Source organism: Streptomyces sp. NPDC029152, from assembly GCF_055564355.1.
This window is the reverse complement of sequence record NZ_JBVHWR010000036.1, coordinates 1-15,619: the sequence shown is the minus strand read 5'-3', so window position 1 is coordinate 15,619 and position 15,619 is coordinate 1. Positions and strand designations below refer to the sequence as shown.

Here is a 15,619-nt window from a genome sequence, read left to right as displayed (position 1 = left end):
TCACACCGACGAGTCCGCCCTGGTCGAACGTCGGGCTGCCACCGGGCGAGGGCCGGGGCCGTCCTCCCTGCCACGGGGGCGCCGGGAGGACGGCCCTCCCATATGGCACGGGAGGAGACCGCACGGACCCTCGGACCTCTGCCGGGGCCGCTCACCTCATTGATGATCCGCCGGAGCGCGAGAAGTCCGTGGCGCCGCGCAACTACTGGCGGCCGCCGCGGGTCGGCGTGCTCGACGCCTCGACCGTGTCCACCACGAGCCAGTGCTCCGACAGGTAGTGCACCTCGTCACCCGCGTAACCGAGCACGTACTGGACGTTGCCGGCCTGGTCCGGCAGGACGTCCTCCAGAACGAACGTCCCGTCCTCGGCGACTGGGACCGGCGGCAGCTCGGCGAACTCCGCGCCGTTCAGCCGCTGCACCGTGATCCGCGGCGTCTCGGTGGGAGCCAGTCCGTCCAGGTCCAGCCGTCCGGTCACCCTGAACGTCTCCCCGGCGACGGCCGGCCCGTGCGTCACGTCCACGATGCGTGACGGGGCCAGGGCCTCCCGCGTCTGAATGGTGTGCAGCCAGAACTTGGTGCCCTCGTGGTTGGAGGTCACGACGAAGAGCTGCTGTCCGTCCCCGGAGAACTCCATGCCTCGCGGGACCACGCGGTGGCCGGCGGCCTCGTCCTCGAAGCTGATGCGCAGCGGCTGCCGCTCGATCGACGAGTCGGCGAACGCCAACGTCAGGTCGGCCTCATCGCCTGACGCCGCGCCGCCCTGGGCGAACCACTTGCCGTCGGGACTGAAGGCGACGGCCGTGGGCGCCACGCCCTGGGGCAGCGGCATGTAGGGGTTCTCGAGGAAACGGGCGTCCTGGCCACTGAGCAGCACGGTCCCCCGGCCCCCGTCGGCCACCGCGAGGACGGAGCCGTCCGCGGAGAAGTCGGCGTCCCGGAAGTCCATGCCCGTTCCCGTGCCGTCCTCGGTGAACCGGCGCTCGCCCAGAAACTCCAGCACGTTCCCGTCCGCCCCGTCCGTCACCCTGTAGATGCCCAGGTCGGGGTCGTCGGCCGGGGAGGGACGCTCCGGAGCGGTCACCAGCAGACCTCCGGGCCCTCCCTCGAGATGGAGCGGGGCGCCCGAGTAGAAGACCTCCCCGGCCTCGCCGCCCTCCGCTTCCCCGGCGACGCTGACACTGCCCAGCCCTTCGGCGCAGCCCCCGGGCGAAGTGGAGGGCCGACTGGTGAAGAACAACCGCCCACCGGTGTGCACCAGCTCCCGCCCACAGCCGTCGGCCGGCGCCGGAATCGGGTCGAGCGGGTCCAGTGACCCCCGGTCGTGCTGGAAACTCGCGATGTGGCTCGACTGCCCGGCATAGACCTTCGAACCGTCCGGCTCTACCGCGACGCCGGACAGCGGGGCGGCCAGATGCGCACTCGCGGTGGCCCGCCCGGCACCTCCGTAGAGGACGCCGACCAGCTCCCCGTCCCGCGACCCGTCCGGGTAGACCCGGTCACCGGCCATCCACACGCGCTGGCTGGCCTCGTCCACCGCCATCTGCGTGAACGACGCGGCCGGCAGCTCCATGCCCGGCCCCGACGGCACCACGGCCGCCGCGACGGTGCCCGGGTCGGCGGCCCCCGCCGCGAACGCGGTGCCGGGGGCCGCCGTCAGCGCCGCCCCGGCCAGCGCACTCGCCAGCAGCACCGCCGTCAGCCTGCCGCCTCTTCCTAACGTGTTGTTCAACGCTGATCCCACCCCTGATGTCGGCGCGCCACCGCGCACGCGTGGCGTCTGTAGACACGAAACGTCGCCAATGATCCGAGACAAATCAACAACTGTCACCCCCGCCTCACAATTGAAACTCGAGACGCACATCACTTCGACCGACGGTGGTGCCACAAAGGGGCGGCCGAACGACGTGACCCGACGTATCACCTCGGCCCTCTCGCTGATGAAGCGCGAGTCGGGCACCCCGTACGTGCGCCCGACTCCGTGCCGGTCAGCCTCGGGAAGGAAGGGGAGACGGCCAGGAAACCGAGCATCGTCAGTACGAACGGCCACGAGAAGATGCGCCCGCCGGACGCTACGAGCAGCGCGGCGACGGCCGGGGGCAGAGCCGTCGCGGTGACGGCGCCGAGGAGAGCGCACAGCAGCATGGCCGGCGCTGCCGGCAGGAACACCCGCACAGCGCGAACGCGACCAGTACCGCGTTGCAGCCCATGGTGCCGTCGGCGATCAGCTCGGCCGGAGCCCCGAGCGTCCACGCCGTCACGACGGCGGCCAGGCTGCCCGCGCAGACGACCAGCCCGGCCGCCTTGCTCGCCAGGGAGACGCCTGCGAGCAACAGCGCCCTTACGTGTCACAGCTCCAGGAAGAAGATCGAGGAGACGTTGTAGAAGAACGCCCGCCCAGGCGTCGGTCCCCGGCTTCGCGTGAGCCGTGTCGGTGCAGGGTCCTTGGCCATGTGCAACGGGCGGGCGGATCGTGACTGTTCGAGTCAGCGCTCCACTCCGGAAGGGGGTTCCGCTATGCCGTCCACCTGGCGCTACGTCGTACGCCCCGACTGGTGGACCCCGACCGCCCCGAGCGCACCCGCCGCGCCCCGGCCTCGCAGTTTCCCGAAGATCTCGCGGAGCTTCGGTTCGCTGTGGGGCGGCCGTTTGTCGAAGGCTTTCTTCCCGGCCGGGAAGACGGCGGTGGCGTGGTGTTCGCCCTTGCCGACGTCCAGGCCGAGGAAGAGCCGATGCCGCTGACGTCGATCACGTGCTTCCTCCGGTTGTCCCCGTCCGGCCGTCCCGCGGCACCTATCGCCACATCCAGATGACGAAGAGCCTCCCGACCCGCGGGAAGGTCGGTGGTCATACCCCTGATCAGCGGTCTGTCGATGCCTTCGGAGCTGGTGACACCACCCCCAGGCCATATGTTCGACAGAGGGAGAAGGACATGCCAACTCCGAAGGCCGAGCGCCCCATTGCGGACCACCAAGGAGGTAATGGGGGAGGCCCACGTTATGGGCCGTTCCTTCAATCCCGCCGTCAGTCAGAGCCGGGACCTTTGGTACGCCAGATCCAGGGCTGTTTCATCCCGCCAGTGCACGCATGGTGCCGGCCCGGCTGCTGGTTGTTCCTTCCCGGGCCAGGCCAGGACAGGTGGGCGTGCTGTCCCGGCCACGGCGGACAGAGGTGTGTGGCCGTCAGTCGGGGGCCCTGCTCTTCGAACAGCCGGTTCCCAGAACCCGTCGCGAGAGTGACGGCGCCGCGGCGGGAGTTCCGAGAACGTCTCCACTGCGGTGACTATGCGGCGCGGTCATTTCGCAGGGCCTGGATGAGCCAGGGGTACACCGGGATCAGGTTCGGCACCACCTGCCAGCCGTTGACGATCCACACCAGCCGCCAGTACCGGTCCACCCTGGGATCGTGTGCCTCTTCGAACTGCTGGGCCATCCAGCCCCGGAACTCCGTGTCAGGGGTGCGCGCGAACACCTCGGCGAAGCGGTGCACGAGGTCGTCGATGACGGGTACGGCCCTGTTGCTGAGGGGGTCTATTCCCGACTCCATGGCCGCGGCCACCGTCTGACGGGTGAACTTCATCAGTTCCTCACCCGCTTCGCTCTCGATGGCGAGCGGACGCCCAGCGGCCTGCCACATGGCCATCCGGCGCATCCGGGCCCGGAACTCTTCGTCTCCGACCAGCCCGGCGAGCTCCACCCACGCGGCGATCTGCTCGCTGGACGGATCATCGGGAAGTCCGGGAACGGCAGCGCGGACCAGGGCCACCGCAGCCGGGTCGGCATCCACCGTGCCGAAAGTGTCATCTACGAAGTCGTCGATCAGACGTCGGCGTTCCTCGCCGGACAACTGTGTGAGCCTGTGCATGAGCTTGATCTCCTCGGGATCGGTGTCGCGACCGGCCACGACTCGCAGGACACTTCGACGCAGTTGCAGTACCCGGATCTGGGCCTCCAGGGCGTCGGCGTGCGCCGCGGCGACCTCCGCCATCGAGAGTTCGCGGTCCAGTACCCGTTGAATCGTGGCCAGGTCCATGCCCAGCTCGCGCAGTGTGCACAGAAGTTCCAGGCGAAGCAGTGCGTCGAGGTCGTAGAGCCGGTAACCGGCGGGACTTCGGGTAGTCGGCGCCACCACCCCCGAATCGGAGTAGAAGCGGATGGTCCTCACGGACAAGCCGGTCCGCCGGGAAAGCTCCCCGATCGAGTAGAGGGGCGTGACGTCCATGCCCCCAACTCTGCTGTCTCCAGTCACTGGAGACTCAAGGCTATTCACAGCTGGACCCCACGACCGAGATAGCCTCCGAGGTGCTGAGACCGTGTCCTACGTGGTGAGGCGGACGAGTCGCTTGTAGCAGCACAGGGCGGCGGCGCGTCCGAGAAAGGCCAGGTAGTTGCGGGGACCGCGTGCGCAGCGGGGGTTGAGAGGGCGGTAGCCGGACAGCCAGGACATGGTGCGCTCGATGACCCAGCGGCGTTGTCCTGATCGTTCGCCGGACTCGATGCCTTTGCGCGCGATGCGCACGCCGATGCGCTTCCCGCGGAGCCACCTGCGCGGGTCAGCACGGTCGTAGGCCTTGTCCGCGTGCAGGTGCTGGGGTTTGAAGTACCGGCCGAGGTGGGGGTCGCGTCCCGTTTGGTGAGCCTCCACCATCGGTTTCAGTCCTTCGCTGTCGTGGATGTTGCCGGCCAAGACGCCGACGAGGAGGGGCAGTCCGTGCGCGTCCGACAGGACGCGCATCTTGGAACCCGGCTTGTCCCGGTCCACGGGGCTCGGACCTGTGCGGCCTACGCGGATCGAGTGCTGGGTGATCGCCGGGACGCGAGCGGAGTGATCGAGCCCTGTCTCGCACCGCAATCGCTGCCGCAAAAGGCGCCCTGCGCCATCGAGCCGCGGTCGTGCCTCTGCCCACCGCACGCGCTACGAGCTTGTGATCAGGCGTTCCGAATGTCTGCGAACGCGTCGATCCCGTCCTCGTCCTTCCCTTTCCGATGTTCCGAACTGCTCTCGGCGCAGGTGCAGTCACGGGCCAATCGAGCTGTGAAGACGACCGTTTCACCGTTTCGGGCGGTTTGGCATCGAAGCTGCGGCTCTTGCCGTGTCCGTGCCGTCAGATTGGCAGACGACATGGTGTCAGTACTTACAAGATGGGCTGGGGGGCAGCGCGGTGGAGGTAAGGGGAGTGCGTCATGCCTACCGTCGGCGGGTGGTCCTTCGGGGTGTCGACCTGGATCTCGTACCGGGTGTACTGGTAGGGGTCGTCGGCGAGAACGGTGCGGGCAAGACGACCCTGTTGAAGATCCTTGCCGGCGAACTGCGGGCGGATCATGGCGCGGTGCGTCACCGAGGGCGTTTCGGCTACTGCCCGCAAGAGGTGGTCCTCAACGACGCACTGACGGTCCGGCAGCACCTGGAGTTCTTCAAGACGGCCTTCGCGCTGGCCGACCTGCGGCATGCCGAGAAGGTCATGGAGGCTCTGCAGTTCTCCCAGTACGCCGACGTGCGCGCCGGGTCCCTCAGCGGCGGAACCCGGCAGAAACTGAACCTGACGCTCGCGCTTATGCACGATCCGCAGGTTCTGCTGCTGGACGAGCCCTACCAGGGTTTCGACTGGGACACATACCAGAGGTTCTGGGAACTGGCCGCCCACCTGCGCGACGCCGGCCGCTCCGTCCTGATCATCTCCCACCTGGCCTACGACAGCGAACGCCTCGATGAGCTGTGGCGCCTGGAGGCGGGCGCGCTGCGTCGGGAAGCAGGGGCAGCGGCATGAGGGGACACCTGAGCCTGTTCACCACAGCCACCCGGTACAGCCTGATCGAGCATGCCCGTAACCGGTTCGCCGTGCTGCTGGTCGTTTTCTTCATTCCCACCTGGGTCGGCTTGGTCTACCTCGCCATCCCCGGTAAGGCGACCCCGTTCCAACTGGCTGCCACCGGAGAGAGGCTGGCGCCGGCCGGCAACGAGCTGACGCAGATCACCGGGGCCCTCAACGCCGTCACCCTGGTCACCGGGTTCATGATGTTCGCCGCCACCTTCACCGGCGGGCGCTTCGACCGGCGCCTGACCATGGCCGGCTACCCCCGCACCCATCTCGTCCTGGCCAAGGTCGCCTCCTTGGCCCTGGCGTCCACGGTCCTGGCCGTATACGCCACCGCGGTCATGTGCATCGCCTGGGCACCGAAGCAGCCCTCCCTGCTCGCCGCCGCGCTGCTCTGCGCCGCACTGACCTACGGCGCCCTCGGCGTGGTCTTCGGATCCCTGCTGCGCCGCGAGGTCGAGGGTATGTTCGCCCTGGTGATGACCAGCGTCATCGACGTCGCCCTGCAGAACCCCATGGTCAGCGCCGGCGCCGACAACCCGCTGACACGCTTGCTGCCCACCTACGGCTCCGTCCAAGCCGCCACCGCGGCCGGCTTCTCCACCGCCCCCGTGCCCGCCTACCTCGTTCTGCAACTGCTGTGGTTCGCCGCCACCGCACTCCTGGGCCTGGTGGCCTTCCACCACCGCACCCGCAACGCCCTGCCCCGACCAGGCCGCCCCGTGCCCGAGGAACCACGCGACGCTGCGCTCCTTGAAGCCCAGCAGACACCAGCTGCCAGCCAGAACTCCTCACCGGGCTCCCCGTAACCGGCGGCGGCCGCCGCATTCACCCGGCCGAGCGGAACCAGCACTCGCCGGCCGATCGCAGTAAGCACGCATTCTGTCCCTCACTCTCAGGACTCCGCACCGAACGAAGGAGCACGCATGAGCAGCAGCACGACGGAAGCAAGCCGGTCCGGGATCCCGGCTCAGCAGGGTAGTACGCCGCGCTTTTACTACCCCTCGCCGGTGCCGCAGGTCTCCCACGTCCCTACAGACGTCGCGGCCCAAGTCCAAGCGTGGAAGGAGACGTACGACTTCTTTCCCAAGGAGTCGGTCCCCACGGCCCGACAATCCCGCGGAACTGTCCTGGCCTGGTGCCTCGGAAGGTTCTCCGCCCCGGAGACCAGCAAGGCAGTGCTTCACGGCATCGGCTGCATGATTGAGTGGGCGCTCGTCATCGACGACGAGGTGCTCGATCACGCAGACGCGCCCAGTCGGCGCAGCGAAATCATCCGCCTCGTGGGCCAGATCACGCATGTTCTGGAATCTCCGGGATACCGCGTGACAGAAAATGACGACCCATATGTCGCAGCAGTACACGACGTGATGGAACAGCTGCGCGCGGAGTGCACACCGACACAGGTGGCCCGCCTGAGCACCGGGCTCCGCTGCTTGCTCACCAGCGGCGTGCACAAGCTTCACCTTGACGAACCCACCGAAGACGAGTACCTCGCGGTGCGCATGCACGACATCGGCAGCTCCGTGTATGCCGCATGGATCGGGATGTGCGGGCCTGCCCCCATCCCGGACGAGGAGTGGAACGCACCGGCAGTTCAAGCCCTGATCATGTGTACAACTCTGCTTGTCGCAGTAGAAAACGATGTCGCCTCCTTCCACAAGGAGAAAGCGGAAGGCCAGACCTCCCCGAATTTCGTGGGCGTCCTGCAAGCGGCTCGTGGGCTTTCCTTCGACCAGGCCGTCGCTGCTGCGATCGAGACGCGCGACCGCCTGATGCTTCTCTTTCTCCGTCTGCGCGAGCGCCTGACGCCCTCGGCCGAACCGCCTCTGCAGTATCTCATCGAGCGACTCGGTCACTTCATCGTCTCCAACACCGAAGCCAACCTGTGTGCGCCGCGCTACAACCCGTCACCCGCACAACGCATGATCCTGGAAGACGTCGTCAAGACCCCTGCCTGCTGGGCACCCTCGCCGTCGACCATGGACACCAGTCCTCTGCCCTACCCGAGCATCTCCTGGTGGTGGGACCACTGCTGAAGTCCCCTCCGAAAGAGTCGTGCCGGGGACTGAGCTCTTTCAGAGTGGCCACTGATCGGGTGACCGGCCGGCGCCCCGCAACGCACGAGGCTCCTGTGCCGTTGAGGGAGGTGTTCGGCGTCCCAACTCACAGCGCAGGAGCCTCGTCGGTTCCCCGTCCTGCCTCACGCCCTGGTCGAGTGGGTAACCATGCTCATCGTCACCCGTGAGGGTGGCCGCCGCTGCAAGCTCCGGCTACATCAGCGTGTTCTCGTCGCCCTGGTCCACCTCCGTCGGCACGACCCGCTCACGCACATCGCCGCCGGCTTCGGCATATCCGTCGGCACCGCCCACGCCTACGTCACCGCCGTCGTCGGCCACCTCGCCCGCAGGGCGCCGGGCCTGCTGCGGGCCCTGCGGGAAGCCGAACCCGATCACGTCCTGCTCGACGGAACGCTCGTCGAGTGCGACCGGGTCGGCGACAGTCGGGCCGACTTCTCCCACAAGCACCGCCGCCACGGCGTGAACGTGCAGGCCATCGCCGGTCCCGCGGGCAATCCGCTGTGGATCTCGCCCGCCTCGCCCGGCCGCACCCACGATCTGACCGCAGCCCGTACCCACCGCATCATCCGGATCTGCGAACGCCAGGGCGTACCCGTCCTCACAGACCGTACCTGCATCGGAGCCGGCTCCTGGGTGACCACACCGATCAGACGCCTTCCACACCAGGACCTCAACCCGACCCAGCGGACGGTCAACCAGCTCTGTCAGCGGCACGAGCACCCGTCGAACGAAGCGTCGCGCGACTGAGGTCCTGGCGCATCTCCCGCAGAACTCGCTGCAGCCCCAACCACATGACCGCCATCGCCGCCGCCGCCCTCACCCTGGAGAGGCGACGCTGAAAGAGCTCACTGTGCGGTGCCGTCGAACGCCCGCCGGTGCGATCTGGCTGACCGTGCCCGGAGCGTGTCGCCCGTTACGGGTGAGGCCGGACGAGCCTCGAGTGGCCATAGTGGGAAGGCGGCCGGTCCGGACTCGATACAACGAGGGTAACCGACGGGTCTGGTTCATGACTGACTGGACGGCAGGACACCGACGGGTGGCGAGCCGGTGGGAAGGAGCCGACGGATGACCAGGGAGACCGTCGGGGCTGAGGGTGCCGACACCCCGGGCGAGGCAGGGGCGCCCGTCTTCGACACCCTCGTCCAGATGACGCTGAACGCGTTCGAACGATCCGGTCTGGACCCGGAGACGTACCTGCTGACCCGCATCGCGGCGCTGGTGGCCATGAACGCCTCCTCCGCCTCGTACCTGCTCAACGTCGGCGCCGCCGACGAGATCGGCGTGCCCATGGAGAAGATCGAGGGCACTCTCGTGGCCATCGCCCCCGTCGTCGGCAGCGCTCGTGTGGTCACCGCCGCCCGCGGTATCGCAGAGGCCTTCGGACTGCCCCTGCTGCCCGGCTCGGTGCTGCCCGACGAAGGAGAGGGAAAAGGAGTGGAGACATGAATCTGGCCTACGACTACCCGGTCCTCGGGGCTTTCTGGACGATCATGTGGGTCTTCCTGTGGGTCCTGTGGATCGTTCTGCTCTTCCGGATCATCGGCGACATCTTCAGGGACGACACGCTTGGTGGCGGGGGCAAGACGGGGTGGCTTGTCTTCGTGGTCCTCCTGCCCTTCCTCGGCGTGTTCGTCTACGTCTTGGCCCGTGGCAAGGGCATGGGCGACCGCGAGGTGCGGCACGCCCAGGCCCGGCAGCAGGCGTTCGACGACTACATCCGCGAGACAGCCGGGAGCGGCGCGGCGCCCGGAAACGAGGCGGAGCAACTCGCCAAACTCTCCGAGGTCCGCTCCAGGGGCGACATCACGGACGCCGAGTTCCAGCGGGCCAAGGAGAAGATCCTCCGCTGAGCCCAGGGCTGGGCGGCAGTCGTGTGCCCGTGTCCTGCCGGCCTCTCGACGCCGCTCGCTGGACCAACTGACCCAAGATCCGATCCTGCCCTCCGTGGACAGCACGTCCAGGCGTCCGATCTTCTGGACCACGCTGACACTGTCTGCGGTCATTGCGGTCGACGGGGTGCTCACGGACTCGACGGCGACCGTGAGCAGCGCCGTGATCACAGCGCCGCTCCCCACATCCGTCATGGGCACCGCCCTCGGGTCGGTGCAGCGCCACCGCACCGGACCCGCCGCGGTCGTCCTCCTCGCGTGCCTGCTGGTGACCGCGGTCGGCATGGTCATGCCCGTGACGCTGCTCCACCACTACGACCTGCTGCCCAATAGCCAGGTCTCGTCGCGGACGTCGCCGGGCCTGACGGACCTGATCACCGCCTTGGCGACCGGCCTGGCCGGCCTGCCGGGGCGTCGCCGTCATGCTGCTCGCCGACGAGCCGTGCGCGTCCGTCACGAGTGTCGACACCCAGTACCGGACCTGTACCTCCACGTCCGTGCCCCCGGAGAACTGCCGCCGGGCTGTGCGGAGCGGCGGGCCTCACCGAGCGGTCGTACGGCACGGCCGGGGCGGGCGTCAGCGTGCGGGGGCTTCGGCGTCTGAGTCGGCGGTCGATGCGGAGGGAACATCCAGGAACTCACGGATGGCGAAGCCCGCCAGGGTGATCACCGCGGTCCACACCACGACCGCCGTGGTCGGGTAGCTCCAGGTGAACAGGACGACGGCCGCGATCACCAGGATGGCCGCCCCGATCCAGCGCTTGAAGCGATGGACGAACCGCCCCACCGCGCCGAGACGGAGCCCCGCCGACGTCGCCACGTCGCGCAGGCCGCCGATGGCCCTGCGGCAACCGGTGCGTGTGAGAACGGCGAACCGGGACGGACCGGTGAGAAAGGCGCCGGCGGCGGTGAAGAGAGCGACCCCGGCGAGCGCCCGCACGCCCGCCCGCAGGAACTTGACCAGGGCGTCGTACACAGTCCCCGCGGCGGCCTGGGAAGCCCCAGGAGGCAGATGGTCGAGATAGACGTCACGGGCGACGGTGAGGCCGATACCGAGCACCAGCATGGCGACGAACACCGCCGACGCGACCCCGATCAGTGCGTGGCGGCGGTCGAACGCCACATATACACCGGCGGCGGCGATCAGCAGTGCGATGACGGGCAGCCAACCGCCGAGGATCTCCAGCACTCTCACGTAGATTTTGATCTCGCCGATGTCCTTGGACGCGAACACCACGAAGTCGGTGTGGACGGCCGGGATCTTCGCTGCGGCCGAGAGACCGGCGTCGACCAGCCGCTTCTTCACGTCGGCGACGATCGGCCCCAGGTCGACGACGACCTGGTTGTCCACCAGTTCGACGGCGCTGTCGGACTGACCCGTCAGGGCCTGGACCAATGCTGCGTGCGCCCTGCGGTTGGCGTTCACCCAGACCGTCTCGAAGGCGCTGCTGGTGACCACCCGCTCCACCGCACCGTTGACCAGCTGCTTGAGCCCGTTCTCGATCGGGCCGTCCAGATCGCCCAGCAACTTGGCCAGCCGCGGCGGGACCCCCTGCTGGGCGGCGGCGTCCGTCAGCTCTTTGACGAGCGCGTCCACGTCGATCTGCGCCAGCACGGCTGAGGTGACCCGGTTGGTGACCGCCTTCTGTACGTCGGGATCGCTCGCCAGCGGCCCGACGGTGGCGACGTAGCGGTCCGTGTCCTGCACGATGCTGTTCGCCCACACCGCGACGACGGACAACAGCGACAGCAGCCCGGCGAGGAGGATCAGCAGGACAGAGCCGAGCGAGCGGAGCGGATGATGCCGCGTCGTCCGGGCCGGCCCGGCACTCTCCAGCGCGTTCACCCGCCGGCGCAACTCGTCCATCTCGCCGCGTTCACGTGCCGAGAGCCCTTCGTCACCACCGTCGTCCATGGCCCCAGCAGATCCGTGCGGAGCCCTCTGCGCGACCAGGGCGAACCCAGGCGAGTGACCGGAGTACCAAGGTGCGGCGGGCGCGGCCCGATGATGCAATGGAGAGGTGGAGCGGGGGTGTCACAGGGGGCAGCCACGAGCACCAGAGGTGACACCGTGAGCGACGAATCCGAAGAAATGGGCGAAGTGGGCCCGATCGACTACCTGGTCGTCGAGTTCCCCGGCAACCGCATGACCGGCGAGGGCTTCCCCATCCTCGTCGATCTCGTGGACCGCGGCCTCATCCGGATCCTGGACCTGATGTTCGTCAGGAAGGACGACGACGGATCCGTGACCGGTATGGAGATCACCGACCTCACCAGCGACAGCAACCCCGAGCTGGCCGTCTTCGAGGGTGTGTCGTCAGGACTCCTGGGTCAGGACGACATCGAGGAGGCAGCCACCGCGCTGGAGCCCGGCAGTTCCGCCGGCATCCTCGTCTACGAGAACCTGTGGGCCGCCCCCTTCGCCGCCGCCCTGCGCCGCGGCGGGGCCCGGATGGTCGCCTCCGGGCGGATCCCGGTGCCCGCCCTCGTCGCCGCCCTCGAGGCGATCGAGGCGATCGAGGCCGCTCACTAGGCAGCGAGATCACCAGGGCAGAAGGGACACAGCCATGCCAGGTCTCATCCGTGGGGTCGCGCGCACCGCCATCGTCTCCGGAACCGCGACCGCCGTGTCGAACCGCGTGACACGCAGGCAGCAGGGGCGATGGGCGGCGCAGCAGAGCTACGAGGCGCCCCCAGCGCAACCGGCGTACCAGGCCGAACCGCCTCAGGAGCCGGAGGCCCCCGATATGACCAGCAGGATCGAACAGCTGAAGCAACTCGGCGAGCTCAAGAGCCAGGGCGTGCTCACGGAAGCCGAGTTCGAGGAACAGAAGCGCACGATCCTCGGGTCATGACCGGCTCGCCGTGACGACGGCACCGTCCGCCGGCTGCTGATGGCCCGGATCGGATGTGTACCAGGGGACAGAGGTCAGTGGATACAGCCCTGCCATCGCGCGCATCCAGCCTGCCTTCTTGGCCTTGCAGCGGCCCTCTGCCCCGATCCCCTTCACGAGCAGGCCGAGAGCGGCGTATCCGGCTTCCGGGCCGGTTCGGAGTTTGATGCCGGTCGTCGGGTAGAGATCCACCAGTAGCCCGCGCGGTAGGTTTTGCCACAGGTGAAGGTGTCGACGACCGTCGATGCCGTGGCCGTGTTCGCGGTGCTCGCGAGTAGTGGCGTCACCAGTGCGGCCGCCAAGGTGGCGGTGAGCAGTGCCTTACGCAGTGAATCCCTTAGGATCGGTCATCCTCCCCCCGGCCCGTATCGGCCGGGACGTCCCCGCCTCGTGGGCAACGATCGTGAGGGACTCCCGTCCCGCTGCCGGTGCGCTCCATTCCTCGGCTGTGGCAGTGGAGAGCACTGGTAGTCCCGCGGCAGGCACCTTCGGCGTAGGCGCCCGTCCGGTCCCGGCAGATGATCTCCACGCCGGGGTGGCGGGTCAGCCAGGCGGCCAGCGGCCCCGCTTCACGTGTCGGGAGCACAATGACCACGCAGTGCTCTTCGGCACTGAGTTTCTTCGAGCCGGGCCCCGATCAGGTGACGCCCGCCAAGCACAACGAGTGAGGTCCCCGGGCAGTTGACCGAGATGTCTGACGTCTCAATCACGCAGTCCGGAGGCCTCGTCGGTCATCCATCCCGCCGCACTCGGCCTGCCGCATGCGCTCGTGGAGTGGGTCACCATGCTCATCGTCACCCGTGAGGGTGACCGGCGCTGCAAGCTCCGCCCGTCCCAGCGCGCGATGGCGGCACGGCACTGGTGTACCTGCGCGAGCACACCACGCCGGCGAAGATCGCTGCCGGGTTCGGGACCAGCGAGTCCACCGCCCACGCCTGCACCAGCACCGTCATCCACCTGCTCGTCCAGCGCGCGCCGGGTCTGCTGAAGGTCCTGCGCGAGGCCGGTCCCGGCTTCGTCCTGCTGGACGGCACCCTCGCCGCGTGCGACCGGGTCGGCGACTCACGCGCGGACCACTCCCACAAACACCGCCGGCACGGAGTGAACGTGCAGGTGGTCACCGATCCGGAGGGCCGGCTGCTGTGGCTCTCACCCGCGCTGCCGGACCGGGCCCACGACCTGACCTCCCCCACCCTCCGGCCGGGGCACCCCCCAGCCCGCACCCACTGCACCCACCGCATCATCCGCACCTGCGAGCGCCAGGACGTCCCCGTCCTGACCGATCCCGCTTACCAGAGCGGTGGCCCCAGGCTGACCACCGGCATCAAACGCAGGCCCCTGCAGGAACCCACCCCCACCGAGAAGACCGTCAACCGGGCCCTGGCCGCGGCACGGACACCGGTCGAACGCGGTGTCACTCGCCTGAAGTCCTGGCAGGCCTTCCGCAGAGCCCGCTGCAGCCCGGACCGCATGACGCCAACCGCCAAAGCCGTCCTCACCCCGGAGCGGCGGCGCTGAAGAAGCTCGATGAATAATTGCCTTTACGGATCAGGGACTTGCAGCGTTATTGGGTGCAACGGCAGGTGTCCTCAGTACCGTTATCGCGTCCGCGATCTCCAGTGGCGCGTCTCGGCGGCAGTTGGAGGGACAAGCCAAGGTTGAGCACTCCCAGTGGCGCAGGCAACTGCGGCGAGACGCGTACAGTGCCTTCCTGGCTCCGGCCAACGAGTCGCGTAGCGCTCTGAAGACGGCTGCACGTGCACTGATAGGCGATGCTCCGGATGTGTCGGAGACTGATCGGCGGCTCCGGGTCGCGCAAGATCGGTTGGTTCTGGTACAGGCAGCTTGGGCCGGCCTTGCAGTCGAGGGGCCCGAGTCGGTGGAGCAGGCTGCCCGCAGTGTCCGCCTGGGTCTCCACTCGGTGCATAAGACTCTTCTCGCCCGGCGCGATTCCTTGGGTGCGGCAGACAGCAACGTCAAGTTCGTAGAGCGCCGCGCCGTCGAGGCGACCATGGTCTCCGAGCGTCTCGGCAGCTTCGCCTCGGCGGTGCGGGCTGCCTTGGACGAAACAGACCCGTCCGGTCCGCTGCGAGGACTCAGGAGGAGGTGGTCGCCAGGCGGTGAGGGCAGCCGGCGCAGCACGGATGCCGTGTGGCGTGTCAGTGGCTGGCGGGCCAGCCCGCTCCCCGCTCCGCCCACCGGACGGCCCGGCACTGCCGCCGCCCGGCCGGGCACTCCCACCACCCCCGCCACCCCGGCCGCGTCGAACGCGCCCGTGCGCCGCACCAGGCAGGCCGTCATGGCACTCGCTCACCCGGACGGGACGCCGGCGTGGACGACGATCAGCAGCCGCGGACCTCTTGATGCTGATCAACGCGCCGGCGGATCGTGATGGCTCGCGTCACCCCCCAACCTGGCAGAAGGCCCTTTGGTATGTCGTTCACCTGCCGCTATGTCGTACGCCTCTACGGCTCCTTCCACCGTGTCGGCAACGTCGACGGCAGCCTGGACCACGTCAGCGACGAAGAACTCGCCCGGCTGAGCCCCGCGCGCGACGACGAGGAACAGCCGGCCCGGCCCTGTTCCCGCTGCAACACCGTCCTCCTGCTGCACCGGCACGGTTCGCTGCAGGACGGCGTCTGGATGGAACGGGTGGCCGTACGGGCCGGCGAGTGCGGCGTTGACCGGTCGCTTCGCCTGAAGCTGTGGCTCATCGGGCACCGCAGTAACCTCCCTCCACCTCCACTAATAAGCCTTGGTTTTATTTAAGTAGGTCGTCAAGAAACACAGAACATCAGGTCAGAAGGAAAACTTGTGCCTACGTCGATGGGGGTTATCGTGGTTTTGTGGCTTCCGATCAGACCGTGCGGGCCGACAGGGCCGGCAGCGCCATCGATTCCGTCAGCGTCCTGAGCGAGGACTCGCGGCGGCGCATGTTCG

Annotated in this window: 14 protein-coding genes and 4 pseudogenes; 11 read left to right on the top strand and 7 right to left on the bottom strand. The window is 68.4% G+C overall.

What is annotated here, in order from left to right; translation table 11 throughout:
- Window positions 1-202: 202 nt before the first annotated feature.
- From ACZ4V6_RS35340 to ACZ4V6_RS35320, 5 genes and pseudogenes are all read right to left on the bottom strand, one after another.
- Window positions 203-1,693 (bottom strand): hypothetical protein, encoded by a 1,491-nt coding sequence (locus ACZ4V6_RS35340; protein WP_467835199.1) that lies wholly within the window; start codon window positions 1,691-1,693, stop codon window positions 203-205.
- A 379-nt stretch (window positions 1,694-2,072) separates the two neighbouring features.
- Complete coding sequence (locus ACZ4V6_RS35335) at window positions 2,073-2,333, bottom strand: urea transporter (protein ID WP_467835198.1); 261 nt, start codon at window positions 2,331-2,333, stop codon at window positions 2,073-2,075.
- Window positions 2,334-2,585: 252 nt separating this feature from the next.
- Window positions 2,586-2,717: pseudogene (locus ACZ4V6_RS35330) on the bottom strand (IS110 family transposase); the annotation flags it as partial.
- 565 nt (window positions 2,718-3,282) lie between these two features.
- A complete protein-coding gene (locus ACZ4V6_RS35325; RefSeq protein ID WP_467835196.1) occupies window positions 3,283-4,221 on the bottom strand; it encodes a MerR family transcriptional regulator in 939 nt (312 codons plus the stop codon).
- Window positions 4,222-4,317: 96 nt separating this feature from the next.
- Window positions 4,318-4,842: pseudogene (locus ACZ4V6_RS35320) on the bottom strand (transposase); the annotation flags it as partial.
- A 319-nt stretch (window positions 4,843-5,161) separates the two neighbouring features.
- Here ACZ4V6_RS35320 and ACZ4V6_RS35315 point away from each other — a divergent pair.
- The 7 genes and pseudogenes from ACZ4V6_RS35315 (at window position 5,162) to ACZ4V6_RS35285 (ending at window position 10,389) form a co-directional block, all read left to right on the top strand.
- Window positions 5,162-5,767, top strand: coding sequence for an ATP-binding cassette domain-containing protein (locus ACZ4V6_RS35315; RefSeq protein ID WP_467835193.1), 606 nt, complete (start codon window positions 5,162-5,164; stop codon window positions 5,765-5,767).
- The gene (locus tag ACZ4V6_RS35310; protein WP_467835192.1) at window positions 5,764-6,624 is read left to right on the top strand and encodes an ABC transporter permease; all 861 of its coding nucleotides are present in this window, start codon (window positions 5,764-5,766) and stop codon (window positions 6,622-6,624) included. The genes ACZ4V6_RS35315 and ACZ4V6_RS35310 overlap by 4 nt, the downstream gene beginning before the upstream one ends.
- A 117-nt stretch (window positions 6,625-6,741) precedes the next feature.
- A complete protein-coding gene (locus ACZ4V6_RS35305) occupies window positions 6,742-7,854 on the top strand; it encodes a terpene synthase family protein (RefSeq protein ID WP_467835189.1) in 1,113 nt (370 codons plus the stop codon).
- A gap of 189 nt (window positions 7,855-8,043) precedes the next feature.
- Window positions 8,044-8,735, top strand: a pseudogene (locus tag ACZ4V6_RS35300) (transposase family protein).
- A 226-nt stretch (window positions 8,736-8,961) separates the two neighbouring features.
- Window positions 8,962-9,342, top strand: coding sequence for a carboxymuconolactone decarboxylase family protein (locus ACZ4V6_RS35295; RefSeq protein WP_467835187.1), 381 nt, complete (start codon window positions 8,962-8,964; stop codon window positions 9,340-9,342).
- Window positions 9,339-9,746 carry an SHOCT domain-containing protein gene (locus ACZ4V6_RS35290; RefSeq protein WP_467835186.1) on the top strand — a complete coding sequence of 136 codons (408 nt, stop codon included), beginning with the start codon at window positions 9,339-9,341 and terminating at the stop codon, window positions 9,744-9,746. Before ACZ4V6_RS35295 ends, ACZ4V6_RS35290 begins: the two co-directional genes overlap by 4 nt.
- 94 nt (window positions 9,747-9,840) lie before the next feature.
- The gene (locus ACZ4V6_RS35285) at window positions 9,841-10,389 is read left to right on the top strand and encodes a DUF389 domain-containing protein (protein ID WP_467835183.1); all 549 of its coding nucleotides are present in this window, start codon (window positions 9,841-9,843) and stop codon (window positions 10,387-10,389) included.
- Here ACZ4V6_RS35285 and ACZ4V6_RS35280 read toward each other — a convergent pair.
- Window positions 10,363-11,799 carry a hypothetical protein gene (locus ACZ4V6_RS35280; RefSeq protein ID WP_467835181.1) on the bottom strand — a complete coding sequence of 479 codons (1,437 nt, stop codon included), beginning with the start codon at window positions 11,797-11,799 and terminating at the stop codon, window positions 10,363-10,365. The two genes, ACZ4V6_RS35285 and ACZ4V6_RS35280, sit on opposite strands and share 27 nt — an antisense overlap.
- A 57-nt stretch (window positions 11,800-11,856) precedes the next feature.
- Here ACZ4V6_RS35280 and ACZ4V6_RS35275 point away from each other — a divergent pair, with 57 nt between their 5' ends.
- Entirely contained in the window at window positions 11,857-12,318 is a 462-nt protein-coding gene (locus tag ACZ4V6_RS35275; RefSeq protein WP_467835178.1) for a DUF6325 family protein, read from the top strand.
- 34 nt (window positions 12,319-12,352) lie between these two features.
- Window positions 12,353-12,640: an SHOCT domain-containing protein gene (locus ACZ4V6_RS35270; protein ID WP_467835177.1), complete on the top strand. Its 288-nt coding sequence runs from the start codon at window positions 12,353-12,355 to the stop codon at window positions 12,638-12,640.
- Here the strand turns inward: ACZ4V6_RS35270 and ACZ4V6_RS35265 are convergent.
- Window positions 12,635-12,871 carry a hypothetical protein gene (locus ACZ4V6_RS35265; protein WP_467835175.1) on the bottom strand — a complete coding sequence of 79 codons (237 nt, stop codon included), beginning with the start codon at window positions 12,869-12,871 and terminating at the stop codon, window positions 12,635-12,637. The two genes, ACZ4V6_RS35270 and ACZ4V6_RS35265, sit on opposite strands and share 6 nt — an antisense overlap.
- A gap of 592 nt (window positions 12,872-13,463) precedes the next feature.
- On the opposite strand from ACZ4V6_RS35265, the pseudogene ACZ4V6_RS35260 reads away from it, so the two are divergent.
- Together ACZ4V6_RS35260 and ACZ4V6_RS35255 are read left to right on the top strand one after the other, a co-directional pair.
- Window positions 13,464-14,197: pseudogene (locus tag ACZ4V6_RS35260) on the top strand (transposase).
- 915 nt (window positions 14,198-15,112) lie between these two features.
- Entirely contained in the window at window positions 15,113-15,448 is a 336-nt protein-coding gene (locus tag ACZ4V6_RS35255; protein ID WP_467835172.1) for a hypothetical protein, read from the top strand.
- Window positions 15,449-15,619: the final 171 nt, after the last annotated feature.